General features: G+C 43.1%; 25 protein-coding genes. 14 read left to right on the forward strand and 11 right to left on the reverse strand.

The annotated features are described in order from the left end of the window. Nucleotides 1-148 precede the first annotated feature (148 nt). Nucleotides 149-1,144: an AAA family ATPase gene (locus tag GSY63_RS19100; protein WP_166587423.1), complete on the reverse strand. Its 996-nt coding sequence runs from the start codon at nt 1,142-1,144 to the stop codon at nt 149-151. A gap of 180 nt (nt 1,145-1,324) precedes the next feature. Here GSY63_RS19100 and GSY63_RS19105 point away from each other — a divergent pair, with 180 nt between their 5' ends. Beyond that, complete coding sequence (locus GSY63_RS19105) at nt 1,325-1,951, forward strand: DUF4159 domain-containing protein (protein ID WP_166587424.1); 627 nt, start codon at nt 1,325-1,327, stop codon at nt 1,949-1,951. Between the two features lie 69 nt (nt 1,952-2,020). Here GSY63_RS19105 and GSY63_RS19110 read toward each other — a convergent pair whose 3' ends face one another. Beyond that, the gene (locus GSY63_RS19110) at nt 2,021-2,401 is read right to left on the reverse strand and encodes a hypothetical protein (RefSeq protein ID WP_166587425.1); all 381 of its coding nucleotides are present in this window, start codon (nt 2,399-2,401) and stop codon (nt 2,021-2,023) included. A 146-nt stretch (nt 2,402-2,547) separates the two neighbouring features. On the opposite strand from GSY63_RS19110, the gene msrA reads away from it, so the two are divergent. From msrA to GSY63_RS19135, 5 genes are all read left to right on the forward strand, one after another. Then, nucleotides 2,548-3,123: a peptide-methionine (S)-S-oxide reductase MsrA gene (gene msrA / locus GSY63_RS19115; RefSeq protein ID WP_166587426.1), complete on the forward strand. Its 576-nt coding sequence runs from the start codon at nt 2,548-2,550 to the stop codon at nt 3,121-3,123. 220 nt (nt 3,124-3,343) lie between these two features. Further along, nucleotides 3,344-4,156 carry a 5'-nucleotidase, lipoprotein e(P4) family gene (locus GSY63_RS19120; RefSeq protein ID WP_166587427.1) on the forward strand — a complete coding sequence of 271 codons (813 nt, stop codon included), beginning with the start codon at nt 3,344-3,346 and terminating at the stop codon, nt 4,154-4,156. Between the two features lie 60 nt (nt 4,157-4,216). Continuing rightward, nucleotides 4,217-4,615, forward strand: coding sequence for a DUF1398 domain-containing protein (locus tag GSY63_RS19125; RefSeq protein WP_166587428.1), 399 nt, complete (start codon nt 4,217-4,219; stop codon nt 4,613-4,615). 108 nt (nt 4,616-4,723) lie between these two features. Continuing rightward, nucleotides 4,724-5,599 carry an aldose 1-epimerase family protein gene (locus tag GSY63_RS19130; RefSeq protein ID WP_166587429.1) on the forward strand — a complete coding sequence of 292 codons (876 nt, stop codon included), beginning with the start codon at nt 4,724-4,726 and terminating at the stop codon, nt 5,597-5,599. Between the two features lie 32 nt (nt 5,600-5,631). Continuing rightward, on the forward strand, nt 5,632-6,411 hold the full coding sequence (locus GSY63_RS19135) for a class I SAM-dependent methyltransferase (RefSeq protein ID WP_166587430.1): 780 nt from the start codon (nt 5,632-5,634) through the stop codon (nt 6,409-6,411). A gap of 130 nt (nt 6,412-6,541) precedes the next feature. Here the strand turns inward: GSY63_RS19135 and GSY63_RS19140 are convergent, their stop codons facing one another. Next, nucleotides 6,542-9,244, reverse strand: a complete 2,703-nt coding sequence (locus GSY63_RS19140) for a DNA gyrase/topoisomerase IV subunit A (RefSeq protein ID WP_166587431.1) — start codon at nt 9,242-9,244, stop codon at nt 6,542-6,544. Nucleotides 9,245-9,404: 160 nt separating this feature from the next. On the opposite strand from GSY63_RS19140, the gene GSY63_RS19145 reads away from it, so the two are divergent. Continuing rightward, nucleotides 9,405-9,923: a hypothetical protein gene (locus tag GSY63_RS19145; RefSeq protein WP_166587432.1), complete on the forward strand. Its 519-nt coding sequence runs from the start codon at nt 9,405-9,407 to the stop codon at nt 9,921-9,923. Between the two features lie 17 nt (nt 9,924-9,940). Further along, nucleotides 9,941-10,348 carry a Dabb family protein gene (locus GSY63_RS19150; protein WP_166587433.1) on the forward strand — a complete coding sequence of 136 codons (408 nt, stop codon included), beginning with the start codon at nt 9,941-9,943 and terminating at the stop codon, nt 10,346-10,348. Between the two features lie 208 nt (nt 10,349-10,556). Here GSY63_RS19150 and GSY63_RS19155 read toward each other — a convergent pair whose 3' ends face one another. Further along, a complete protein-coding gene (locus tag GSY63_RS19155; RefSeq protein WP_166587434.1) occupies nt 10,557-11,069 on the reverse strand; it encodes a YdeI/OmpD-associated family protein in 513 nt (170 codons plus the stop codon). Nucleotides 11,070-11,203: 134 nt separating this feature from the next. On the opposite strand from GSY63_RS19155, the gene GSY63_RS19160 reads away from it, so the two are divergent. Further along, nucleotides 11,204-11,635, forward strand: coding sequence for a nuclear transport factor 2 family protein (locus GSY63_RS19160; RefSeq protein ID WP_166587435.1), 432 nt, complete (start codon nt 11,204-11,206; stop codon nt 11,633-11,635). 294 nt (nt 11,636-11,929) lie between these two features. After that, complete coding sequence (locus tag GSY63_RS19165; protein WP_166587436.1) at nt 11,930-12,361, forward strand: nuclear transport factor 2 family protein; 432 nt, start codon at nt 11,930-11,932, stop codon at nt 12,359-12,361. Between the two features lie 62 nt (nt 12,362-12,423). Here the strand turns inward: GSY63_RS19165 and GSY63_RS19170 are convergent, their stop codons facing one another. After that, complete coding sequence (locus tag GSY63_RS19170; protein WP_166587437.1) at nt 12,424-13,086, reverse strand: GDSL-type esterase/lipase family protein; 663 nt, start codon at nt 13,084-13,086, stop codon at nt 12,424-12,426. Nucleotides 13,087-13,090: 4 nt separating this feature from the next. Beyond that, on the reverse strand, nt 13,091-13,582 hold the full coding sequence (locus GSY63_RS19175) for a cytidine deaminase (RefSeq protein WP_166587438.1): 492 nt from the start codon (nt 13,580-13,582) through the stop codon (nt 13,091-13,093). A gap of 166 nt (nt 13,583-13,748) precedes the next feature. Between GSY63_RS19175 and GSY63_RS19180 the strand changes: the two genes are divergently transcribed. Beyond that, on the forward strand, nt 13,749-14,615 hold the full coding sequence (locus GSY63_RS19180; protein WP_166587439.1) for an alpha/beta hydrolase: 867 nt from the start codon (nt 13,749-13,751) through the stop codon (nt 14,613-14,615). Nucleotides 14,616-14,685: 70 nt separating this feature from the next. Here the strand turns inward: GSY63_RS19180 and GSY63_RS19185 are convergent, their stop codons facing one another. Then, on the reverse strand, nt 14,686-16,575 hold the full coding sequence (locus tag GSY63_RS19185; RefSeq protein ID WP_166587440.1) for a DNA topoisomerase IV subunit B: 1,890 nt from the start codon (nt 16,573-16,575) through the stop codon (nt 14,686-14,688). 203 nt (nt 16,576-16,778) lie between these two features. Beyond that, nucleotides 16,779-17,375: a hypothetical protein gene (locus tag GSY63_RS19190; protein ID WP_166587441.1), complete on the reverse strand. Its 597-nt coding sequence runs from the start codon at nt 17,373-17,375 to the stop codon at nt 16,779-16,781. A gap of 874 nt (nt 17,376-18,249) precedes the next feature. Here GSY63_RS19190 and GSY63_RS19195 point away from each other — a divergent pair. The 3 genes from GSY63_RS19195 (at nt 18,250) to GSY63_RS19205 (ending at nt 22,122) form a co-directional block, all read left to right on the forward strand. Continuing rightward, nucleotides 18,250-20,595, forward strand: coding sequence for a tetratricopeptide repeat protein (locus GSY63_RS19195; protein WP_166587442.1), 2,346 nt, complete (start codon nt 18,250-18,252; stop codon nt 20,593-20,595). Between the two features lie 206 nt (nt 20,596-20,801). Further along, a complete protein-coding gene (locus GSY63_RS19200) occupies nt 20,802-21,704 on the forward strand; it encodes an AraC family transcriptional regulator (RefSeq protein WP_166587443.1) in 903 nt (300 codons plus the stop codon). Further along, entirely contained in the window at nt 21,682-22,122 is a 441-nt protein-coding gene (locus GSY63_RS19205; protein WP_243749272.1) for a DUF983 domain-containing protein, read from the forward strand. The genes GSY63_RS19200 and GSY63_RS19205 overlap by 23 nt, the downstream gene beginning before the upstream one ends. 395 nt (nt 22,123-22,517) lie before the next feature. Here GSY63_RS19205 and GSY63_RS19210 read toward each other — a convergent pair whose 3' ends face one another. The 3 genes from GSY63_RS19210 to GSY63_RS19220 are packed head-to-tail and all read right to left on the reverse strand — an operon-like array spanning nt 22,518 to nt 26,379. Beyond that, the gene (locus GSY63_RS19210) at nt 22,518-24,692 is read right to left on the reverse strand and encodes an outer membrane protein assembly factor BamB family protein (protein WP_166587444.1); all 2,175 of its coding nucleotides are present in this window, start codon (nt 24,690-24,692) and stop codon (nt 22,518-22,520) included. 19 nt (nt 24,693-24,711) lie between these two features. Then, nucleotides 24,712-25,419, reverse strand: a complete 708-nt coding sequence (locus tag GSY63_RS19215; RefSeq protein WP_166587445.1) for a ThuA domain-containing protein — start codon at nt 25,417-25,419, stop codon at nt 24,712-24,714. A gap of 48 nt (nt 25,420-25,467) precedes the next feature. After that, nucleotides 25,468-26,379, reverse strand: a complete 912-nt coding sequence (locus tag GSY63_RS19220; protein WP_166587446.1) for a sugar phosphate isomerase/epimerase family protein — start codon at nt 26,377-26,379, stop codon at nt 25,468-25,470. Nucleotides 26,380-26,419 lie beyond the last annotated feature (40 nt).

Below are 26,419 nucleotides of genomic sequence, written 5' to 3' on the forward strand. Positions count from 1 at the left end.
GATCAATTAAATTTGTCATTGCGAGCGATAGCGTGGCAATCTCGTTGTTTGCTATTCAATCTGCATTGCTACGAGGTTGCTTCGTACCTCGCAATGACATATTGATATTTTTTCTGTCTTGATTCTTGTTTCTCGATTCTTGACTCTCTTACAAAGCTTTCTTCCGCCCTATCAATTTAATCAGCTCTAACGTCGCGGTGTCCGAAGTAATACCTTCGGCTTCGGCCTTAAAGTTCATCAATATACGGTGGCGTAATACCGGCACGGCCATCGCGTGGATATCTTCTTCTAAAACGGCGTATCGTCCTTTTAACAACGCACGGGCCTTGGCGGTTAATATAAGCGCTTGTCCCGCGCGAGGGCCCGCACCCCAGCGCACCCATTCTTTAACATAATCTATAGATGTAGTATCCGGTCGGGTGGCACGGATAATAGTACTTACATATTTAACCAGTTCCTCGCTAATAGTAACCTGGCGAACCAAGGCCTGCGCCTGCTGAATTTCTTCGGCAGTAATAACAGGCAGTACATCTACTTTACGGGTGCCGGTAGTACGGTTCAATACTTCAAACTCCTCCTGCTCGGTTGGGTAACCTATTTTAATCAATAGCAAAAAGCGGTCGAGCTGTGCCTCTGGCAATGGATAGGTACCCGCCTGTTCAATCGGGTTTTGGGTTGCTAATATAAAGAAGGGGCGATCAAGTGGATAAGTCTGTCCGCCATACGTTACCTCAAACTCCTGCATAGCTTCTAATAAGGCCGATTGCGTTTTTGGCGGTGTTCGATTAATCTCATCGGCCAAAATAATATTGGCAAACAGGGGGCCTTTGTTAAACTTAAAAAATCGCTTACCGGTAACATGGTCTTCTTCCAAAATTTCAGTACCGACAATATCGGTAGGCATCAGATCGGGTGTAAACTGTATCCGTCGGAACGACAGATGCAGCGCCTGCGACATGGTTTTAACCAACAAGGTCTTCGCCAACCCAGGTACGCCCTCCAGCAAACAGTGCCCGCCTGCTAAAAATGCCACCAACAGCTCGTCTAATACGGCATCCTGCCCTACTATAACCTTCTGAATCTCGGTTTTTAACTGCGGAAGCTTAGCCAGCAGCGCTTTTATATTGTTTTCGGTAAGTTCCAAAACGGTATTTGATTAAAAATTACGGATGTGTTAATTTTCTGACACAAGATATTGCGCTTTTAAGGTAAATACAATGCCTTGTTGTAAAAAATCAAACAAAGTATCCAAAAAATTACAACACACGCAATTCAAAGCGTTTTTTACATAAAATATTGTAGTAATTTTAGATTTTTAAGAACAATGTCTATAGGTAAAAAATTTACGTTCGCCCGCCTCAGCTACCACTCGGGCGACTGGGATACCGATCAGCGTATGCCTGCTAATATTCTAAACTCGCTGTTAGAATACACTACCATACCTATCGAACAAAAAGAGAAAGTAGTTGCTTTAAGCAGTAACGATATTTTCAATTACCCCTTTGCTTATTTAAGTGGCCACAAGTTAGTGCAGTTTGATGCTGTAGAACGTACAAATTTTAAAAAATATGTTGAGAATGGCGGCTTTATTTTTGTAGATGATTGCAACCATGATATAGATGGCTTGTTCGCTAAATCTTTTGAAGCACAAATGGTTTCGCTGTTTGGGCCTAACGCCTTAAAGAAAATCCCCAATAACCATCAGATCTATCATTCCTTTTTCACATTTGAAAAGGGGCCTCCCAATACATCTTTTGAACTTAATGGCTGGGGCGACGATTTGGTACACGACTATTTAAAGGCTATTGAGATTAATGGCCGTATTGCTGTATTATATAGTAACAAGGATTATGGTTGCGAATGGGACTATGATTTTCGTAACAAACGTTTTCTTTCTGAAGACAATACGAAGTTCGGCGTAAACATTGTAGTATACGCCCTCGGTTCTTGATGTTTAACCAGATTTCCGATTGACCTCTTCAGACAGCTATTACACGTTTCCTTTCAGAAATTTGGAAACTCAGATTCCATCTATCAACATCCCCAACGATGTAGAAACTTGAAAACGCGCCATTGCAATATCGTAATGACCGTATTTTATCGCAGTTGCCTCACTCTTTAAAAGGTCAACATAATCCGCTTTGCCTTTAAATGGTACTTGTTGAGCAGATTTTATGGCTTCCTCAACATAACATATAATTGATGCGGCCTCTTCACTTTTTTTAATCTGTTCGTTTAAGAGATTCAGATTATCCTTCAGTTGCTTTCTTTCCATAACAAATTGATAAACAACGTTAAATATATTTGTTTTATAAACCTTAAACACAGAAGTGTTAAGGGTTAAATAACCCTGTTTAAACCCCGCATTAACACTGTTTTTATTGAAAAAATTAGAGCTCATCCTAAACATCCTTTATAAAATATTGGAAATGAAAGCGTGAAAAACAAAATTGGTTTACAGCTATTTAAATTATAGCGGCTTGATAATTGCATCGCTATATATAAAACCAGTAAGAACCTGTTTACGAAACAGATCAAAATATCAACATGGCATCTACCGAAAATAAAAAGGCACCCCAAAATATTCAAAAAGCAACCTTTGCAAGCGGCTGCTTTTGGTGCACCGAAGCTATATATCAAACTTTAAAAGGCGTTACATCTGTAACTTCGGGCTACACCGGAGGTGAAACAACCAACCCGACCTATATGGAAATTTGTAATGGCGACACCGGCCATGCCGAAGCCATTGAGCTGGAATACGACCCCAGCGTTGTAAGCTACGATGAACTTTTGCTAATTTTCTTTAAGACGCATAACCCTACCACGCTAAACCGCCAGGGTAATGATGTGGGTACGCAATACCGTTCGGCCATATTTTATCATAACAATGAGCAGAAAGAAAAAGCGGAAGCCATGATCAAAAAGCTTAATAACGAAGAGATATTCGACAGACCTATAGTTACACATATTGTCCCTGCTTCGGCATTCTACAAAGCCGAAGACTATCACCAAAACTATTTTAACGACAATACCCTTAAGCCGTACTGCGCTTACGTGATACAACCAAAGCTTAATAAGCTTGCAAAGGAATTTACTGATAAAATAAGGCCGGAGTTATTGTAGCAGTTATTAAGGTACTGCGCAATCTCAAACATGCTGATGCCACATTTAAGGTGACGCTAGGCCTATGCTGGCAGCCCCCCTTTCCGAAGGAGAGGGCCGAGGTGAGGCTCTTAAAATGCAGATAAAAATATCTGCTAAAGCCCTCCCCTTGGGGAGGGTTAGAGGGGGTTTCTAAAGAAAAAACCTTAAAATTGTCCTTTGAATTGTAATCAGTCCTAACATGAAAAAACTCGACATATTTATCATCGGCAGCGCTGTACTATTTGCCGCATGCAGTACGGCTCATAAAACCACAGGTACTTCAACTACAGGTGCATCTATCGCAAATGATGGTAAGGCATGGTCGGCGGCGTGGCAGCAACGTGCAGCAGAGTATAAGGCATTATGTTTTCAAGCTTATAATATCGCCAAATTGCGTATTGATGAGGCGACTAAACAATCTGCCGGTAAACCGCTGGCCGTTGTTACAGATATTGACGAAACACTGTTGGATAATAGTCCGGAAGGTGCGCGCGCAGCTTTAAATAATGAAGATTTTAGCGCCACCGCCTGGAAAAAGTGGACTGCTCAAGCAGCGGCCGATACGGTACCCGGCGCGCCCGACTTTTTCAAATATGCCGCAACAAAAGGCGTAACGGTTTTTTACATCACCAATCGCGATGAAGATGAACGGGCCGGCACCTTGAAAAACCTGCAGCATTTTAATCTGCCATTTGCAGATAACGAGCATTTACTACTAAAAGGCACGTCATCAAGCAAAGAGGCACGTCGTCAGCAGGTATTGGCCAACTTTAACATTGTGCTGCTTTGTGGAGATAACCTGCCTGATTTTGACGCGCAGTATGATAATCGCCCATCGGAAGATAGCCGCACAGCAACCACCGAAAAGCTGAAACAACAGTTTGGTAGTAAATACATCATATTACCTAACCCATCATATGGCGATTGGGAAGGCGCTATGTTTAAATTTAACTACAAACTTACACAGGGACAAAAGGATTCGGTTATAAAGGCGGGTTTAAAAAAGGATTAAGCCCTCCAGCTCCCTAAAGGGGGAGTTTCGATTGGCAGAGTTTAATATAAAATCAAAGCTATGTTCACCCTACAACAACTTAAAGCGGCACATGCCAAAGTAAAAACTGGTGCAGATTTTCCAGCCTATATTCAGGAAATAAAAGCGCTGGGGCTGGTTACTTATGAGTTTATAGTTAAAGATGGTTCCACCGTTTATTATGGGGCCGATAATTACCATGTAGCATCGCCAGCTATTTATGAGCCTTTAACTATTAACACTACAGCTTCTCCGGATGCACTGAAGCATACCATTGCTATCCATCAACAAGGCCAAACAGATTTCATGACCTTTTGTAAAGAGGCGGCAAACGCAGGGGTAGAAAAATGGGTGATAGACACGGTAGCGATGCTTTGCACATATCGAGATCTGGGTGGCAATGTGATGGTAGCCGAACCTATTCCGCAAGCGGGATATTAGTAACAGACAAAATTCTGGCTTGGTTTTATTCTAAATAGTCACAAAAATAAACCGGATTCAAAACTAATTGTTGTGAATGTTATCTTAGTGATAAATCACTCAAAAAGCATGACGGTTATTGAAAACGAATTCCTAAAAGTGGCCATACGGTCGCAGGGAGCAGAGCTAACTTCCATTTACAATAAAGCAGCAGGTATAGAACACTTATGGCAGGCCGACCCTAAAATATGGGGCTGGCATGCGCCTAACCTCTTCCCGGTTGTGGGCGGGCTTATCAATAACGAGCTGATAGTTGATGGCAAGGCTTACCCTATGCAACGGCACGGTTTCACCCGCCCTTCGGAATTTAAGTTAAGCTCTGAAACTACTAAACATCATGCCCTGTTTTCATTACATTATTCGGATGCTACGCTTGCAGCATATCCTTATAAATTTAACTTTCATATTATCTACGATTTGATAGATAACGCCCTGCGCGTGACCTATAAGGTAATCAATCTCGATTCTAAAACCATTTACTTTTCGGTAGGCGGACATCCGGCTTTCAATGTACCATTTGGCAAAACAGAAGGTGAAACCTACGAAGATTACTACCTGGAGTTTGAAACCGGCGAAAAGCTAGACACCCACATGCTTTCTGCCGAGGGCTTTTTTAACGGGGAAACCAAACCGGTGCCGCTCGATGGCGACAAACTGCATTTAACAAGACATTTGTTTGATGCCGACGCGCTTGTATTTAAAAAACTGAACAGCCGACAGATAAACATCAAAAGCACAAAAAGCGATTATAGCCTGTCGGTAGAGTTTCCGCATTTTAATTATTTAGGAATTTGGGCTAAGCCCGGTGCCGATTTTGTTTGCATCGAACCTTGGCTGGGTTGTGCCGACTCTACCACCGGACCGGTTGACATCACCCAAAAAGAAGCCATACAAAAATTAGTACCCGGACATGTTTTTGAAGTATCTTTTTACGTTAGTGTTTAAATCACTCGTAAAATAAACTATAAAGCAATCGCATGCAGGAAACATTAACCGTAAGCGCCGAACCAACGGTGCGTTTTTCTAACAGGGTTGAAAATTATGTAAAATACCGCCCGGGCTACCCGGCAGCTGTTATTCAGTTTTTGCAGCAGGAGTTTGGGCTAAATGCAGATTCATATATTGCCGATATCGGTTCGGGAACAGGCATATTCACTAAACTATTACTCGACGAAGGGTACAAGGTTTACGCTGTAGAGCCTAATGAACCCATGAAAGAGGCCGCAGAGAAAGATCTCCGCACCTGTAAAAACTTCACCTCCGTAGCCGGCACTGCCGAGCACACCAACTTGCTGGCCAACAGCATAGACCTGGTTACCTGCGCCACCGCTTTTCATTGGTTTGATGTCGAAAAATCGAGGGATGAGTTTAAGCGGATCCTTAAACCCGGCGGATCAGTTGCCTTAATTTGGAATGTCCGCAGCGTTGATAGTGATGCATTCGCCATAGCTTACGACCAGCTGTTTGAGCAATACACCGGGAAGTACAAAGATTCGAAAGAAAGAACGGTTAACGGCGAACGTTTAAAGGGCTTCTTTAAGGATGGTATTTTTGAGACCAAAACTTATCCATATCAACAGGTTTTCGATTTAGACGGATTGGTGGGCAGATCTTTTTCATCGTCTTACTCACCGCTTCAGGATACCACCGAGGGAGATATTTTAACTCAAAATCTAACAAATCTCTTTAATAAGTATCAGATTGATGGCAAGGTATACTTTAACTACGATACCAAGATGTATGTAGGGAAGGTGTAAGCATGTCCTATTCCCCTCTTGAGAGGGGGCGCGAAGACTTGTGAAATGGAAGGGGTGTGTTTCTATGCATTTAAAGCAGTATAAACACACCCCTAACCCCTCTCGAGAGGGGAATTATATTCAGTAGTTCTTAAAACAAACTTCCCTGCCCCTGATCATCTATCTTGATGTCATCGGGATTAGTGATCTCAAAATCTACATCTTTCTGCGTAGGCATTTCGGGCGCTACATCCGGTGCAGGCTTGGCTTGTTCAACCACAATAGGCTCGGTATCTTCAACCGAATCTGGTGCCGGATCTGGTACATCTTCCGGGTCGTCGTGCTCAGCTATGAGTTCGATAGTTTGTATGGTATGCGCAGATAAACGGTTACCCATCGCTTTCATCCCTTTTACATCAATCAGGTCGGTAAGATTAAGTTCAACCAGTTCCTGAATTTCGCTTTTACCTTTCAGTTGTTCAACCTTCACTACAGGTTGCGCAGCGCCTGATAAGATCACCAGTTTAGAGCCACCTTCCTCGCTTATGATGCTCGTTTGCCTGCCTATCGCAGTATTCTCGAACACAAAGCGTTTCACCATATAGTTTTTCGATTTGCCATCGTAGTGCACCACAGAGAAAACTTTCTCGGGGTTGTACTTTTCGATCAGCATCATCTTATCGTCGAAGTGGTTGTTAAGATCGAAACTGGTTAACTCGTAAATACCATTATTCTGTACGGTTAGTATACGATCGTCGCCATCAAACTCGCCTAAATAAGCCCCGCGACCATCGGCGTTGAGACGGCGCAATACATCATCAAACCAAATTTTACGTCCGGCCAATGTTGATATACCTTTGCTCTTTAACAGAATCTTTTTAACCGGGTACTTAGTTACAATGTTACCCATGCTACCCCGCCCCTTAATGGCAATTGCGGCAAAGTCTTCGTCAAATTGAAGTTTCTTTAGCTTTGAGTGTGGTTTCAATTGAATGTTAACCACCTCGGCTTCCCCATTAGGGTTGGCGGTAAAGTATAACACTTTGCTGCCTTTGGTGCCCTTGGTAAGATCGTACTCTTTGTCACGTGTAACACCAGCAACGGCGAAACGTTTAATGTACGCCACACCACTTTGTCCATCTTTATAGATCATATTGTAGATGGTACGTTCGTCGTTTTTCTTAAATACCGCTACGTGGATAATGCCCTTACCTACAAAAACCTTATCCTGCACTTTAGTAATGATGCAACGGCCGTCTTCACGAAAAACGATGATCTCGTCGATGTCTGAGCAATCGCCCACAAACTCGTCTTTCTTTAAACCACTGCCAATAAAGCCATCTTCGCGGTTTACATATAGTTTAACGTTGGCTAAAGCTACCTGTGCAGCTTCTACTTTATCAAAGGTGCGCAGCTCAGTTTTGCGCTCGCGGCCTTTGCCGTACTTCTCTTTCAGGCGTTCGTACCAACTAATAGTATAGTCGGTAAGGTGCTTCAGGTTATGTTTTACCTCCTTAATTTCCTTTTCGAGGCTAGCCATCAACTCGTCGGCTTTCTTAACGTCGAAACGGGTGATGCTACTCATCGGCTTATCGATCAGCTTCTTATAGTCTTCGGGAAGGATCTCACGATAAAACTGACTAAAGAACGGCGTAAACAAGCGCGTTAGCACTTCAACCACATTCTCAAAATTGCCAGAGTTCTCGTATTCCGAATTCTTATACATCCCCTCCTGGATAAATATTTTCAGCAAAGAACTAAAGAATATCTTCTCCATCAATTCCTTCAGGCGAATTTCGAGTTCCTGTTTCAGCAGGTCTTTGGTAAACATCGCGCTTTCGGTCAGGATGTCGTTCACACTCATAAAGTGTGGTTTGTCGCCCTTAATTACACAGGTGTTTGGCGATATAGAAACTTCGCAATCTGTGAAGGCATATAAGGCATCAATGGTAACATCGGGTGAGATACCCGGCGCCAGGTGAATCATTATTTCTACATCCTGCGCCGTATTATCTTCAATTTTTTTGATCTTAATCTTACCCTTATCATTGGCAGAAATCACGCTATCAATCAAGCTACCTGTGGTAGTGCTGAAAGGAATCTCTGTGATAGCTAATGTCTTTTTATCGCGCTCTACAATTTTGGCACGTACGCGTACTTTCCCCCCGCGCTGACCTTCGTTATAGTTACTGCAATCGGCCATACCGCCGGTCGGGAAATCGGGTACCAGATCCGGGCGGGTACCACGTAATACACCGATAGCAGCATCAATAAGCTCAATAAAGTTGTGAGGCATAATTTTGGTAGCCAAACCAACCGCAATACCTTCGGCACCCTGCGCTAACAGCAGCGGGAATTTTACCGGCAAGGTAATCGGCTCTTTATTACGGCCATCGTAACTGGCCTGCCAAATAGTGGTATCGGCATTGAATACTACATCGAGCGCAAATTTCGATAAGCGTGCTTCGATATAACGCGGCGCAGCGGCCGAGTCGCCGGTTACCGGGTCGCCCCAGTTACCCTGGCAATCTATCAGCAGGTTTTTCTGCCCAATCTGCACCATGGCATCGCCAATAGAAGCATCACCGTGCGGGTGATATTTCATGGTGTTACCAATAACGTTGGCTGCTTTGTTGAAACGTCCGTCGTCCATCTCCTTCAGCGAGTGTAAAATACGTCGCTGCACGGGCTTTAAACCATCGTGTATGTGCGGAACGGCACGGTCGAGAATTACATAAGAGGCATAATCCAGAAACCAGTTCTCATACAAACCATCAAGCGAGATGGTATTATGCATATTATTATCTTCAGAACCAGAAGCGGGGAAATCTTCAGGAGTTATTTCTTCACTCATTCTTAAAAACTATTCGGATTTGTAAATATAAGCAGAACGCCTAACATTAAAAGGCTGCAAGGGCATAGTGTGGATAATAATACCAAGGTTGTTGACTTGCATACAACATTTAGTTAAATTAGACATGGTAAACTACATCTAAAACTTTATTATCTGCTTCATGAAAAACCTTACCCTTATTTTACCAGGGATGGCATTGCTTTCGGCGTGCCACTCCCGACCACCCATTACCGACCCAGGACTTGTACGATATCCGTATAAAATAGATACGTCGTACCAATGGGATATTAACCCCGACCCGAAAAACGCACTCATTGTTTTAAGAGCTTTAAAGGCCGAAGAACTGGGTGACACTGCCGATTTTAAAAAATACTTTGCCGATAGCCTGGTAATTAACGCAGATAGTATGCATTTTGCAGGAAGCTTAGCCGAAATGAAGAAAATGATGCAATTGCGTACCGACTCGGCCAGTGATATGAAGATAGCAGTGGAAGACTGGCAATCGGTAATTAACAAATCTAAAACCGAAGAATGGGTAACCACATGGTATACCCAAAGCTGGACAGACACACACGGCAAAAGGGACTCGATACAATACAGTGAGGACGTGCAAGTTAAAAACGATAAGATTGTGCGGATAAATGAGTTTTCGCGACATTTCCCGAAGCCGAATAAATAATAACAACAACTACCAATATGAGCGTTTCAAACAGAAGAAAATTTATAGCCACCACAGCCGCGCTCACAGCAGGCGCGGCAGCATCGGCAATGCCATTAAACACCATGACAAACAAATATCCCGTTATACACCATGTATTTTTCTGGCTTAAAAACCCAGGTTCTATAGAAGACCGCGATAAGCTTGTAGAGGGCGTAAAAACCCTATCGAAAATAGAAACTATTAAAGAATTACGTGTAGGCGTTGTTGCCAGCACTGAAAAGCGCGACGTGGTTGACAACAGCTGGGGCGTATCTGAGCTGATGTTCTTTAGCGACCTGGCCGGGCAGGCTACCTATCAAACCCACCCTGTGCACCTGGAGTTTATTAAAAACTACGGCCATTTGTGGGAGAAGGTGATAGTTTATGATGCGGTAGATGCGTAGAAGATAGAATCAAGAATCGAGAGACAAGAATCAAGACTTTGGGCAATCTACACAACGGCAGTTTTGCCTCACCCACCAGTCTCCGAGGGGGCGGCACAAAGTCTCCCCTACCGGGGGAGATTTAGAGGGGCGCTTTCTACGAGGTTGCCTCGTCGTACCTCCTCGCAATGACATTTTAATTTTTCTTGACTCTCGATTCCCGATTCACTTACTTCCTCGCTTTCAAATCCCTTATCATCTCCGAATAGCCCATTCTTCTTGTGGCGGCGTTAATGGTATTAGCTATGCGAGTTGCCCGGGTTGGGTCGGTTTTGGCGCTGTTGATCCATTTGTAGAAATATTCACGGTGGCCTTTGGGCAGGGAGTTAAAAAATTCTAAAGCTTCGGGCTGTTCATAATCGAAGCACTCTTTCATGTCTTCGGGCATTTCTATCACAAAATCATCATGGGTTTCGAGCTGCACGGTTAGCATGGCGCCCTTATGTTTGTGGATACCTTTTCGCATATCTGCGTTGATGGCCATAATAAAACTGCCGTCGCCCCAGGGCATCAAAGCTACGCCTGAAATAGGAAAATGATCTAAAAAACCCTTTACCCGGAAGGATTTCTTATTACCTGGCTTTAATTCGAGCGCTAAATCCTCCGGAATATTGATATAAGTCCATCCGGTCTTCTCCCCTTGCTCTGCAAATTGATAAATTATGGTATCAAACTTTATCATTATTATCAGTCAAATTATCGTTTTCAGAGCACATTTACAAAAGTTTTAAATTGGGTAACAAGGGTGTTGCACTAAGCAACTTTCAGCACCTAACAACGTCTATAGTGGTATAAATTTTAGTTAGTAAAAATACAATGAAAACGTTAAAATCAATTGCAATTGCCGCTTGTCTGTTCATGACCGTTGGCTTTGCCAAAGCAGCTCCCAAAACAATAGACGATAATGCCGCATCGGCCAATAGTGCAGTTAATACTTATGTTGCAGCGGTAAGCCAGGGTAAAACAGAAGGATTTGGAAAGGTGGTAGACCCATCGGCGCAATTCAGCATTTTGCAAGGCAAAAACATTCTGAGCTTTTCTAAGGCAGATATGATGGCTTTTGTAAAAGAAAACAAAAACATTAATCAGGAGTGCAAAACCAGCACTTCAGTTGTGGAATCAAACCCTGATATGACCGTGGTAAAAGTTGATATGGACTACGGAAATTTTGTGCGCACCAACTATGTTACGCTCAACAACATGGCAGGTACATGGAAAATTACCAACGTTTACAGCGTGGTGAAATAAGCATTTAAAGAATTATTAACACAAAAGGCCGTCCCGATTTAACGTTGGGGCGGCCTTTTGCTTTATTACGTTTTTTTCTTAAAAAAATATTTGCAATTAATTGCAGCTTTTTTGGATATACGATTATCTATAACGAGTCTATATTACGAGATTTTTAATAAAAGCGGAGTATGTTAGGTGTTTCTGTAAAAGTGAAAAAGGTTAACGAAATTTTAACATTTCGGCTGTAACGTAGCGGGGGTTACGGCTGTCTTATGAGTATAAAATTTATTAAAACACTAAATACAAAATATCATGAAAACCTTAAAAACACTTACACTTGGTCTTTGCCTTTTCTTAGCTGCCACAATAGCTAAAGCTAATAAAATTTCTACAGAAGACAAAATGGCTTCTCCTTATTTTGCTATCAACACTTATGTTGATGCCGTGAGCCGCGGTAAAGTTGCCGACCTGGATCAGGTAATTGATAAAACTGCAAAATTTAGCATGCTGCGCGGTAAAAACATCATCAGCTTTGATAAAGACGAGATGATCAATTTCGCTAAGCAAAATGCTAACCTTGAGCAAACCTGCACTATCAATACTTCAATTGTAAATACCAACGCCGACGTTACTGTGGCAAAAGTTGATATGCAATTTGATGGCTTTGTACGCAGCAACTATGTAACCCTTACCCACACTGGTAGCGGTTGGAAAATTACGAACGTTTATAGCGTGTTTAAATAAAAGTTGATTATTAGATGTGAAAAAAGGCTCCCGATAAATCGGGAGCCTTTTTTGTTTATTCGTTATTTAACATATTTTTTCAAAGCTTTCTGCCAGCGGTCGTACCCCTCTTTTTTAAGGTGCAGGTAATCTGCCTTAAAGAGCGAAGAATCGGGCAACGAAGTTTTAGGATCATAAAGCGGGGTATTTACATCTACATAAGTAAGCCCTTTATGATGATTTACAAAAGTTTTGATGAGCGCATTAGTGCTATCGACATCTGCATAATGTTTAGCCCGGCTCGGGCTTTTTTTAATAGACAACCAGTAAGTTTTAGCACCCGGTAGTTTCTGCTGAATCATGTTATACAGCGTCACAAAATCCTGGTATACCTGTTGTGGCGTGCGGTCGAAATTAATATCGTTTTCACCGGCGTACACAAAAATGCGGTCGGGTTTGTAAGGGAACAGGATATAATCGGTATAATATTTAACCCACTGATCAAGGGTTGATCCTCCTACCCCACGTTTCAACACCCGCTTGTCGGCAAAACGCTGTTCCAAGTCGTCCCAGAGGCGGATTGATGAGCTACCGATAAACAAGTTGCCTCCCGGTTTTGGAAAACTGAGGCTATCGGCTGTTTTAAATTTCCGTATCTCATCTGCAAACGGAAAATCCTGTTGGGCAAATAGCGTTTTACCTGCCGTAAGCAACAGCAGGAAAAAGAATATAAATTTTAACTTCATAGGTTTATGATTGCGCTAACCGTTCTTCAAAAAACAAAAATGGTAAAAAACTTTCACTGCCTTCAACAGCCCATATCGGCCCATCTTCAACAAATAGCAGTATTCTCATCTTTTGTTCTTGCTTTTTTTCGTATTCGGCCATTACCTGCAGGCATGAACCACATGGGGTTACCGGCTGACTTAGCTTAAATTCGTCGGTATGCGCGGTTATCGCAATACTTTCAATCGGATCGTTGGCATGATTAGCTCCCCAATGGAACAAGGCCACACGTTCGGCGCATAAGCCTGAGGGGTATGCTACATTCTCCTGGTTACTGCCATAAATTATTTTGCCGCTTTGCAAGCGCAATGCAGCGCCAACGCTAAATCTCGAATATGGGGAGTGCGATCCATTAAGTGCCGTTACAGCCTCGGCGCAAAGTGCGCGGTCTGCCTCGTTAAGATCGGTAAGGGTGATATATTCTTCGAATTTTATTTTTATTTCGTGATTAATCATTCAAAAAACCTTCGGGATAAAAAAGAAGGGGAAACAATATAAACATAAAGATTGATAAAACGAAACAAGTACTATTTTAAAGCCGGTTATATGGTTTTAAAATCATTAACCGTGGTATTTAGTACCTTAGCAATTGCTTAAAACCGCAATACCCAATATTCATCCAATGGATTTTTCAAAGAAATACTTCACACTTGTACTAACCCTACTTCTGTTTTTTTTAAGCCATACCTTCGCCCAATCCGGGGGACAACCGATAAGTATCGGAATTACGGAAGCGTTTCAATCAACTATCCTGAACGAAATCAGAACGATCAATGTTTGCTTGCCTGAGGGATACAACGCTACAGACACGGTTAAATACCCGGTTATATATAATCCCGATGGTGGTGTTGACGAGGATTTTATTCACATTACGGGCCTTATCCGTTTTGATACCCAATCATGGGTAAACCGGTTTCCAAAGTCGATTGTGGTGGGTATCCAAAATATCAATCGCAGAAAAGACTTTACGTTCCCTGTCGCCAACCTCGATTTTTTGGCAAAAATAGGCTTTAAAAAAGAGCTGTTCCCGCGGTATGGAGGATCGGCAAATTATATCGCTTTTCTGGAAAAGGAGCTGCAACCCTACATCGAAAAGAAATATAAAGCCAACGCAAACCGAACCATCATCGGCGAATCAATGGCCGGGCTACTCATCACAGAAATAGCCTTAAATCATCCTACTCTATTTAGCACCTACATTATTGTGAGCCCAAGTTTATGGTGGGGAGATGAAGCTTTGTTGCACAACCCTAATCTGCTGCAAACAAAAGCTCATAAACCTATTAGTATTTACATTGGCGCGCCCAACCGAAAGGAAGACGAACAGATGTATCTTGAAGCGGAAGGGCTTTACAAGATGCTTAAAGGCGATTCAAATATCAATCTATTTTTCGATTACTTACCCGAGGAATCGCACGCTACTGCCTTACATCAGGCAGCATATAACGCTTTTAAGATGATCTATTCAAAACCCGATTCCCTTAAATAGAGCTAAAATTAGGGATATTAAAAAAAGCCGCTGCAATATTCTTACAGCGGCTTTTTCAATATTATTTCTACTATGCAACCAGTGCAGTAGTATCCGAATCTTCGGCTCCCAGTAATGGGTTAACCGTTTCATCATCTTTTTCTACCCGAAGGTTTTGCACAATGTGCTGCTGGCGCGTTGGCGTGTTTTTGCCCATAAAATATTCGAGCAGGCCCTTGATGTTGGCATCGCGAAGAATAACCGGGTCTAGGCGCATATCTTTACCTATAAATAACCCGAACTCTTCCGGCGAGATCTCACCCAAACCTTTAAATCGGGTAATCTCTGGTTTATTGCCTAGCTTGGCTATGGCGTTGCGGCGTTCCTCATCGCTGTAGCAATAGATGGTTTCTTTTTTATTGCGCACACGGAACAACGGCGTTTGCAGAATAGAAACATGCCCTGCCTTCACCAGATCGGGGAAGAACTGCAGGAAGAACGTCATCAGCAGCAAACGGATGTGCATACCGTCCACATCGGCATCGGTTGCGATAACGATGTTGTTGTAGTTGAGGCCATCTAAACCGTCTTCGATATTCAGGGCGTGCTGCAGCAGGTTAAACTCCTCGTTTTCGTAAACCACTTTTTTGGTAAGGCCGAAACAGTTTAATGGCTTACCCTTCAAACTAAATACCGCCTGGGTTTGCACATCGCGCGATTTTGTGATAGATCCACTAGCCGAATCCCCCTCGGTGATGAATAAGGTTGTATCGCGGCGACGCTCGTGATTATCTGTAAAGTGCAACTTACAATCGCGCAACTTACGGTTATGTAACGACGCTTTTTTGGCGCGTTCGTTGGCCAGTTTTTTAATGCCGGCAATATCCTTACGCTCACGCTCCGACTGCAGGATACGCTTTAACATAGCATCGGCTGCTGCCGGGTTTTTGTGCAGGTAGTTATCGAGTTCGGTTTTAACAAAGTCGTTAATAAAACCACGAACCGTAGGACCATCAGGACCAACGTTTTGCGACCCCAGCTTAGTTTTGGTCTGCGATTCGAAGACCGGCTCTTGCACCTTAATAGCAATAGCAGCTACGATAGATGCCCGTACGTCCGAAGCGTCAAACTCCTTTTTATAGAACTCGCGAATAGTTTTAACCACCGCTTCGCGGAAAGCTGCCTGGTGGGTACCACCCTGCGTGGTATGCTGTCCGTTTACAAACGAGTAATATTCCTCGCCGTATTGTTGGCCGTGGGTCATGGCTATCTCAATATCGTTGCCCTTGAGGTGGATGATCGGATAGCGCAATGTTTCGGCATCGGTATTACGCGATAACAGATCGTAAAGGCCTCTTTCTGATAAATATTTCTGACCGTTAAAGTTGATGGTTAGTCCGGCGTTCAGGAAAACATAGTTCCAGATCATATTCTCCACAAACTCGGGGATAAACCGGTAGTGACGGAAAATGCTCTCGTCGGGAATAAAGTTAATAGCAGTCCCGTTGCGTTGGGTGGTTTCCTTTTCAGGCTCATCGCGTACCAATTCGCCTTTGGCAAACTCGGCAATTTTTGTACGGTTATCCCGATAAGATTGTACCGTAAAGCTGGTAGAAAGTGCGTTAACCGCCTTGGTACCCACACCATTTAGCCCTACCGATTTTTGGAAGGCCTTACTATCGTACTTACCACCGGTATTGATTTTGGATACACAATCAATCACCTTACCCAGGGGGATACCGCGGCCATAATCGCGGATGGCAACCTTATGGTCGCTCATATTAATATCAATGGTTCTACCGGCCCCCATCACAAACTCATCAATGGAGTTGTCAACAATCTCTTTCAACAATACGTACACACCATCGTCATAAGCAGATCCGTCGCCAAGCTTACCGATATACATACCGGGGCGCAGGCGGATATGCTCTTTCCAATCGAGCGACCGTATACTATCCTCACTATAATTTACTTCTTCCATTTTTTTGAGTTAGACGTTTGACGTGCGACGTTTTACGTAAGGCACTCAACATTAAATACTTTAGGTATTATATCAAGCAAATTGCCCTATATGCCAAATGTACTATATCAATGCTACAATGCATAACAGAAATTTCCCACAAAGATCCAAAGGGGATTTACGCGCCGAGCCCACGTAAAACGTAAAACGTTAAACCTGACCCCTTATTTAAAGCGAATGCAGTTACGTGCTTTATCTATGTCTTTGAAAAAATCGGGGCCTTTATCGTTGGTGAGGCAAACGGCCAGTATGGTACCGGTATGATCTTTCTGAATTGTAATGATCAGAGCATATTTATAATGGCGTGTAACCGGCGAGTCGCTTAGATTCACCAGGTATGATTTACCGGCATCGGCATTGTACTGAGCGAGTATATTGTCATTTAAATTACGGGTAAAATAGGCGTTGTCAGCACTAAAAACAGATACCTGTTCTTTAGCCATGCTAATATAGGCCGAATCGGCATTGGCATAGTACTTACTTACCTGCTTGTACGATTTTACCTCAAACCAAACCTCCACGTCGTGACCGGGCATGGCTATACCATAATCGTAAGTTACATCTTCGTTGCTAATGGGGGTAATTTCCTTAAAACCTTCGGGGAGCGTGAAAACAATATTCGCCTCGTTAGCTATGCGGTTAAATTCTTTCAACTGCTTGTCCACTTGCGAATACCGGGTTTGTCCATGCACACTGCCGGTAAAAACCATTAGGCAGGCTATCGCATAAATAAGTTTAAATTGCCTTAGGAGAGCTTTCATTAATTATGTAAAGGTAATTAGGTAGATGTAAACGCTAACGAATATAGTGTATATACTATACTTACGTTTTACATATAACCTTAGTTTTTAAACAAATAGTGAATAACAACGATAATATTACATTAGGCAAAGTAATTGTGCATTTGCCCTAAACTTGTAATTAACTTCCGCCACACTGTAGATTATTTTCCACAAATTTCCCCAACACATTACCCGATGTTATGCTAAATGGCCTTGGATTTTTGCATAAGCCTGCTTTGCCTAATACAGGACTAATTATTCTGCCGCCTATGCCAAAACCCGACGTCGCAAGCGCCATCTATTAAGTTAACTTAAAAAAAGTGAATATTAATATAAGGCAACCTTTTTTTTACAAATCGTCAGTTTGTCGACAATCCATCAACCAATAATTACACGGAATATCATTAAAGGAAATTATTTCATTGCTTCGAAACAAGCAACGGCATCCGCATATCAATAACAAGTTATTAATTCTATAATAGGGGCTAATTATGCGGGAAGGTGCTAAATAGTACCGTTTACGAATATAATATGATTAAGGTTACATTTTCGTTCATTTTTTTTAATTAACATACCCTTAACCTGCTATTTTACTATTTGCGCATTACTGTTATTTTTGCGCTTGGCATAATCTATGCGTTTGTAAATGGCTTAAAAGCCCGAAACCGGCTTCAAAAAAAGTACGCAAACATGCGCTTTAGCTAATTTTTGCATGTTTTATACGTATTTTGATGCCGTAAAACTTAATAAGTTTATTTTTACTGATGTTAATTTAAAAGCACGAATAATATTAATGATATCCCCTGCTGATAAAATAGCATTAAAGCCTTATCTAATAATCTACGCACCGCGCATGACGAAGCTTTTTATTGTATTATTTATGCTGTTGCCCTTTTGGAGTTTTGCCCAAACCCAAACGGCAGATCAGCTGATACAAAGCGGTAATGCCAAAGCCAATCAGAGGGATTATCAGGGCGCCATTGACGATTTTACCAAGGCGATAGAACTTAACCCCAATATTGCCGACGCCTATTTTTATCGCGCCAATGCCTACAGCAACATCCAGAATAACGAAGCTGCGGTTGCCGACTTTACTAAAACTATTGGGCTTAACCCTAAAAAAACAGAGGCCTATTTTTATAGGGCCAATGCCAACGCCAATTTAAGGGCGTACGTTACCGCCATAGATGATTTTAATAAGGCTATCAGCATGTCGAAAAAGCCAACTGCCGACATGTACCACTATCGTGCTAATGCCAAAACCAATACCGGCGATAATTACGGTGCCATACTGGATTTTACGGCAGCCATTACGCTAACCCCTCAAAACCCCGACTTGTACGAGTACCGTGGTTTGGCCAAAGCCAATACCAACAACAATAAAGGCGCAATACTGGATTACAATACGGCCATTAAATTAAACCCCAACAACGGCGATTTGTATTATTACCGTGCAAACTCAGAATCTACGCTGGGCTTGTACGCTGCTGCCATTGCCGACTATACCCGGGCCCTTCAATTTGACCCCAATCGTGCCGAAGCCTATTATTATCGCGCTAACGCCAAAAGCAATATGCACGATAACCTGAGTGCTATACAGGACTATAAAAAGGCTATCGAACTTAAACCTAATGTGGCCGAGTTGTACCATTACCTTGGTAACGCTCGTACCAATACAGCCGACAACCGTGGCGCTATTTTAGATTTTGATAAGGCGATAGAACTTAATCCTAACAACTCCGAACTTTACCTATACCGTGGTATTGCTAAGGGAAATGTAAGAGATACCACGGGTGCCTTTGCAGATTTTGATAAATCGATAGAACTTAACCCTAAGTATATTGATGCCTATACCCACCGGGCCAATATGCGTATTGATGCCAGAAATTACGAGGGGGCCTTTGGCGATGCCGATACTATTATAGCCTTTAACCCAAAAGCCGAGGGGGCTTATATTGTTCGCGGATCGGCCAAATATGCGCTGAAGGATACCGCTGGTGCTATTACAGATTTCACGAAGGCTATTGAGCTTAATCCGGCTAATGATAGATCTTATATACAACGCGGAAATGCCAAATTCGACATGGGCGACAACCGCGGGGCTATCGAAGATTTTAATAAGTCTATCGAACTAAAACCTCAGAATTTTGAGGGTTATATTAAACGCGCCGATACAAAAGCCAAAATGCGCGACTATGCAGGTGCAACACAAGATTACCAGAAGGTATTGCAAATGGCCCCTAAAAACAAAGAGGCATATGACAAGTTAACCGACGTGCTGATCACGTCTAAAAACTATCCGGAAGCTATCCGAATGGTAGATGCGGGGTTAAGGTTAAACCCTAAAAATGCAGCCTTGTATGTTCGCAGGGGGATATTGAAAGACGCCATGCAGAGTACCCGCGAAGCTATGCTCGATTTTGATAGGGCCATAGCGCTGGATTCAACTTCGTACGAAGCCTATACATTTCGTGGAAATACTAAAACCGAGCTAAAGGATTATGAGGGCGCTGTTGAAGATTTGAACAAAGCCATTAGCATACGCGGGACCGAAGACAACTTGTTATTTTTAGGCAATGCCCGCTTAGGCCTTAAAGATTATACCGGCGCACTGGAAAGTTATGATCGCGCTGTTGAGCAATATCCTAAAAGCATCAAAGGGCTATTGGCACGCGGAACAGCCAAAAGCATTATGCCAGATTCATCGGCCGCTATGCAGGATTTTTCGCGGGCGATGCTAATGGAACCACACAACGACCAGATATTTATTAAACGCGGCGATGCTTTCCTGAACATGAAAGATTCTATAAGTGCCATACTGGATTATAACGTTGCCATTGATATTAACCCACAAAGTACCGATGCCTATGTGAGCCGGGGTATTGCTAAGTACAAGCTAAAAGACGTGCGTGGTGCAATGCTCGATTATAATATGGCTATCCAGATACTACCATCAAACCGCAAGGCCTACATCAGGCGCGGCGAAGCTAAAACACTGGTTAAAGACTACAATGGTGCATTGGCCGATTACTCCACCGCCATTAGCCTCGACCCTAAAGACAAGCAAACCTATTTCTCCCGCGGGATGCTGAAGATTAATTACGCCCTCGATAAAAACAGCGGCTGCCTCGACCTGAGCAAAGCTGGCGAATTAGGCTTAAAAGAGGCATATGATGCGATTAGGAAGTATTGTTATTAATTGAATTCCCTATTTAACGCTGTCATTTCGACGATAGGAGAAATCTTCTTCACCTTATAGCGGACTTTTCTATTGAAGAAGATTCTTCGCTATCGCTCTGAATGACAATTGTAGCCCCAGCACTTTTTACTTATCAGTAAAAAGTACCACAAACCCGATATTTACTACCATGACGCGAGGCATATTTCGTGGTATCTTTGTATATCATGAAAAAGAGCTTCCCTGTTTACGACATCAGCATCCTATCCGAATTTAAACAGGAAGATATTCTGATTAGGCGGTTTGCTCCCTACCTTAAATCGCATCATAACCTCCATTTAGCACATAAGCATACTTTTTACCACCTGGTACTTTTTACAGAAGGCGATGGATCTCATGCAATCGATTTTCAGAATTTTGAGGTACGACCCAACCAGATCTATTTTATGACACCCGGCCAGGTGCATAGCTGGAGTTTTGAAGGCCATGTAGATGGTTATGTGATCAACTTTTCGGTGCCGTTTTTCCATTCGTTTCTGCTGCAGCCAGACTACCTGGAGCAGTTTCCGTTCTTTAGCGGCTCAACGTCGGACCAGGTGATCGATCTCCCGGCGGAGCTAAAACCTGAAGTGATCAGGCTCTTCGAACAACTGATTTTCGAAAGTGAAACATCGGGCAGGCTGGCTTTGGATATGGTAAAAGCCCTGATGCTGCAATTGTTTATTGCTATAAGCCGTTTAACCTTTGCGCAGCACAGCCATAATACCACGCCGTATAATTATACACTACTTCGCAACTTTCAGAAACTGATTGAGACGAATTTCTCGACGCTCAAACTACCAAAGGATTACGCCGCACTGTTGTACATAACCCCCAACCACCTCAATGCGTTGTGTAACGATGTGCTGGGCATTTCGGCAGGAGAACTGATTCGCAACCGAATTGTACTGGAAGCGAAAAGGCTGCTGGTGAATCCCGGCACAACAATATCTGAAGTGGCCGACCAACTGAATTTTGCCGACTACTCTTATTTTACCAAATTCTTTAAAAAACAAACCGGCTCAACACCCGAAGAATTCAGAAAACAAATAACAAATCCGCAACATCATGAAAACGTTAACCTTAGATAAAGAAGCAATGGAAATCCCTCAATTCAATGCAGCAATACATGCCAAATGCCCTAAATGCCGCGTTGGCAACATGTTTTCGACCCCGATGTATACCATCAGCGGGCAAAAAATGAATGAAACCTGTCCGCATTGTGGCTTTCATTTTGAAATTGAGCCGGGATATTTTTATGTGGCTATGTTTGTAAGTTACGCCCTTAACGTTGCCCAAATGGTAACGCTGGCGGTGGGTACCTACATACTTACCGGCAGCGAAAACCCTTGGATCTACGCCGCTATTTTGTTAGGTGTTGCGCTGATTCTTTCACCATTTAACTTCAGATATTCGAGGGTGGTATTGCTTTACTGGCTAACCCCTGGCTTGCATTATGATCCCAAAAGATCGGCTCCGGATTATGATCCGACTCATCCGGGGGTGTAATACTTAAATAACTACTATCAAAGTAATAACCAACCTTGTCATTTCGACGAAGGAGAAATCTTATGCAGTTAATTAACAAAGTATATAAGATTTCTCACTATCGTTCGGGATGACATTTTTTTTGATCTGAGGCCAGTGCTATCACCAACCTTATACCGCATACATATTCTTTCTCACACTGCTGCTGGTGGAACATCGACGGCGAAAAAGACTTAAAAGTTAGTAAAGGTGGTGCATAGGCAGACCCACTTACTTAAAAGTCGATTATATAAAAATTTGAATATTAAATACTTAAACAAATATTTGATTAAAAAAGACTTTTAAGTAGGAACACAGTGGTGCATGTGGAACTTTGCACCACTGCACCACCCGCGGCGTAGAATCAGCAAAATGGTTTACTTGCCGGGTAAAGCAAAAGCCACATAAGCATCGCCAGATTTAGTACCAAGCTTGCCACCACCGCAAGCAATTACCACGTATTGTTTCCCGTTTACCTCATACACACTCGGCGTTGCAAAACCCGATGCTGGTAGCGTGGCTTCCCAAAGCAGCTTACCTGTTTGCTTATCAAAGGCACGGATCTTACTGTCTTTTGTGGCAGCTATAAATACAAGTCCACCAGCGGTAACGGCTGGGCCACCATAATTTTCGGTGCCTGTTACAACGTCTTTAATCTTTATAGCTGGGTCTTGCCCTAATGGCACTTTCCATGCAATCTTTCCGGTATTTAGGTTAATAGCATTCAGCGTTCCCCAGGGCGGTGCAATGGCTGGCAGGCCTTCCTTGCTCAGGAATTTCTTGTAGCCCGTCATCTGATATGGCAAGTTTAAGAAGCTATCTACCGGGGCGTTAACTGGTGTAAATTTCTTTGATTTGTTGGCGGTATTATTGGTAATGAAGGATACGATAGCCTGCCTCTCTTGTAAACTCAATTGTTTAAACGATGGCATCATACGCCTGCCTGTGGCAATAAGATTAAGAATGTCCTGATCGTGGTATTTTTTTTCGATGTTGATGAGCGATGGGTAATTACCCGAGCCTTTGCGGTCTTGCCCATGGCAGCCCATACAATTTTGAGCAAAAAGTCGTTGACCGGCTTGCCCAAAATCTTCCGTCCCGGCGGGTTGTTTGGGTGCATTTATCATCGTAAGTATCCAAGCCATTTCGTTGGCGTTTATATACATCCATCCGGTGGTTGGGTCAACTGCTGGTCCGCCCCACTCAGCCCCACCATCAAAACCCGGAAATATCACCGATGGTTGCTTACCCGGCGGGATAAACATGCTGCCGTATCGATAACCATGCAATTGGGCTAAAACGTCTGCCCGCGATTGTACCGGGAGATAAGGGTTGATGTCCTTATCCGATAAGGTTTGCCTTACAAATGGTTCGGGCAAACGTGGGATGGGTTGCGTTGGCCAAAGCTTCTCTCCCACTAATTCGGTATGGGTATCTACAAGTTTTTCATCAACGGGAAATAAGGGTTTGCCAGTCTCCCTGTCGAGCACAAAAACAAATCCATGTTTGGTGGGCTGCGCCACGGCGTCGATCTTCTTCCCGTCCTTATTAATAGTAACAAGAGAGGGTGCTGTTGGCAAATCTTTATCCCAAACGTCGTGGTGGATTACCTGGTAATGCCAAACTAATTTACCCGTGCCAGCATCTAAAGCCAATAAACTATTGGCATATAACCCCGTCCCTTTACGTTTGCCTCCGTAAAAATCAAAAGCTGCTGAACCGGTTGGCGCGAATAATAGCCCCCGCTTTTCGTCAAGACTAAGACCGCTCCATGAGTTAGCTGCACCGATGCGTTTCCACGCGTTAGGATCTTCCCAGGTTTCGTAACCTTTTTCACCGGGATGAGGTATGGTATGGAAGATCCATTTGAATTGCCCGGTACGCACATCGTACGCACGGATGTGTCCCGGCGCAGCGTCGGATGTTTCGTTAACGCGGCTGCCTACAATGTATAGGTCTTTATAGATGATGCCGGGTGTGGTGGCGGTTATATAAGCCTCTTTCATTACCCGGTCGAGGTGATCGTGCATATCTACGCGCCCGCCATCGCCGAAGCTTTTAATCAGCTGACCATTTTTGGCGTTGATGGCATAGATGTACGAACCTGCGCAAAAGATAATGCGTTTATCATCGCCATCTTCCCAATAGGTAACACCCCTGCTGTTGTTAAGAATAAACCTGATGGAGGTAGTGCTATTAATATCTTTCTGATCCGGATCGAAAACCCATTTTTGGTCGCCTGTCGTGGCGTCGAGTGCCACTAGTTTGAGGTGCGGTGTTGTGGCGTATAATATACCGTCGACAATAATAGGATTACACTGAATCTGCGAATGCGACGTGGTATCGGCATCATTGGTATGGTGGATCCAGGCAACCTGGAGCTGCTTTACGTTGCTGGTATCGATCTGTTTTAAAGACGAATAGCGGGTGGATTGCTTATTGCCCCCATAAACCCGCCATTCGTTTGTATTCAGATCTGACTGACTGTTACAAGCTGATAAAAGTAACCCGGCGATTACCCCTATTAATTTTGTTTTAGTATTGATAATCATCCCGAATTACTGATTGCTATTACTTTATGCCAGCTGCGTATTTAATGCCCCCCAATAAATGCTTTAAATAAAGCGGGTCGCTGTACGACTCGTCGGTGTGGCCAAGTTCTGTGTAAAACGCACGACCGCCGTCGTATTGGTGATACCAGCTCATCGGATGATTATCGCCGTTCTCGCCGCCTGTATAGCTTTTCTCGTCAATGGTGATCAACACATGTAAGCCTTTTGCAATGTATTTGAAGTTGTATAGTTCATCAAATCTCACCCAGGTTTCGGGCAAATCTTTGGTAGCTATAAATTTGCGATCAACCACATGAAATGTTGCCTGCTGCTGTTTCGGATGACTTTTAAAATATGCGCCTACCAGATCGCCATACCAAGGCCAATCGTACTCTGTATCTGTAGCTGCATGCACCCCCACAAATCCCTTTCCCGATTTGATATATGCCTCGAAAGTTTTCTGCTGTTCGTCGTTCAATACATCGCCGGTGGTGCTTAAAAATATTACAGCATCGTATTTTTTAAGGTTATCCGCAGTAAACAAGGCCGAATTGGTTGTGGTATCCACCGAAAAACCGTTCTCTGCTCCTAGTTTCATAATTGCAGGTATCCCCGCTGCTATCGATTCGTGGTGATAGCCAGCAGTTTTACTAAATATCAATATCGATTTCGCAAAGGCAGGCACGGCCGACAGCCACACCAAGGCGGCTAAAAAAATGTTACGCATAAGTAGTTTTTATAGGTTAATAATTGCCTGACAATATAGTAAGGATTATTATAAACCCATAGCCCGTAATGCTTTGTAACTTTGGGTAAGGCTTGCGTAAGCGTCTTTAGGCATATCATGCTCCACAAAGTAATGCTTAACGCCTCCGGTGGCTGCATGTGCAAATACGGTTTTAAAATCAACTACGCCGCTACCAACCGGGCCTAAGGTTGAATCGCCTTTAATATCTTTAACATGCAACAGTGGGAAACGACCCGGATGATCGGCAAACATTTTAGGTATATCCACACGCGCTTTAGTAGCCCAAGCGAGGTCTAATTCAAATTTTAACAATTCGGGGCTGATTTCGCTGAGCAGCATGCTGTATGGTGTTTTACCGTCTACTTCTTTAAACTCCATATCATGGTTGTGATAACACAATTGGATCTTGGCTTTTTTACAAGCTTCGCCGGTTTTGGTTAAAACCTCGATAGAACTTTTAATTTCTTCGATTGTAGCCGTTGGCGTATTGGCGCATACCAGGTATGGAATACCGCCCTCTGCGGCCTGGTCTACCAGTTCCTGCATATTATCTTTAAGATTTTTCACTATCGATAAATTCATCGGCTTACCATCTGCCCCAACAGGTAGTTTTGTTCCCGGAGGCAATTTAAATGGTGCGCCTAACACGTGGTGCGATTTCCACGATAAACCTAGTTTCTTGCACAGTGCAGAAAACTGTTTAGGAGTCATGCCATAGTAACCGGGTTGTTTACTAAATGCAGACTCAATTTCTTTGTAACCGATAGCTGCAATTTTTCTGAGCGTACCCTCAACGTCTTTATCAATGGTATCAAAAACAGTAAAAAGCTGTACACCCAGCGCATGCGGCTCGGCGGCAAACAAATCTGCATTAGCTAAAAAAAGCGCGCTCAGGCTCATCATGCCCGAATTTTTCAGGAAACTTCTTCTATTTATCATGATTATCAGTGGTTTATAATTGACTAAAGATATTGAAAAA

The organism is Mucilaginibacter agri (assembly GCF_009928685.1).
Lineage (GTDB): Bacteria > Bacteroidota > Bacteroidia > Sphingobacteriales > Sphingobacteriaceae > Mucilaginibacter > Mucilaginibacter agri.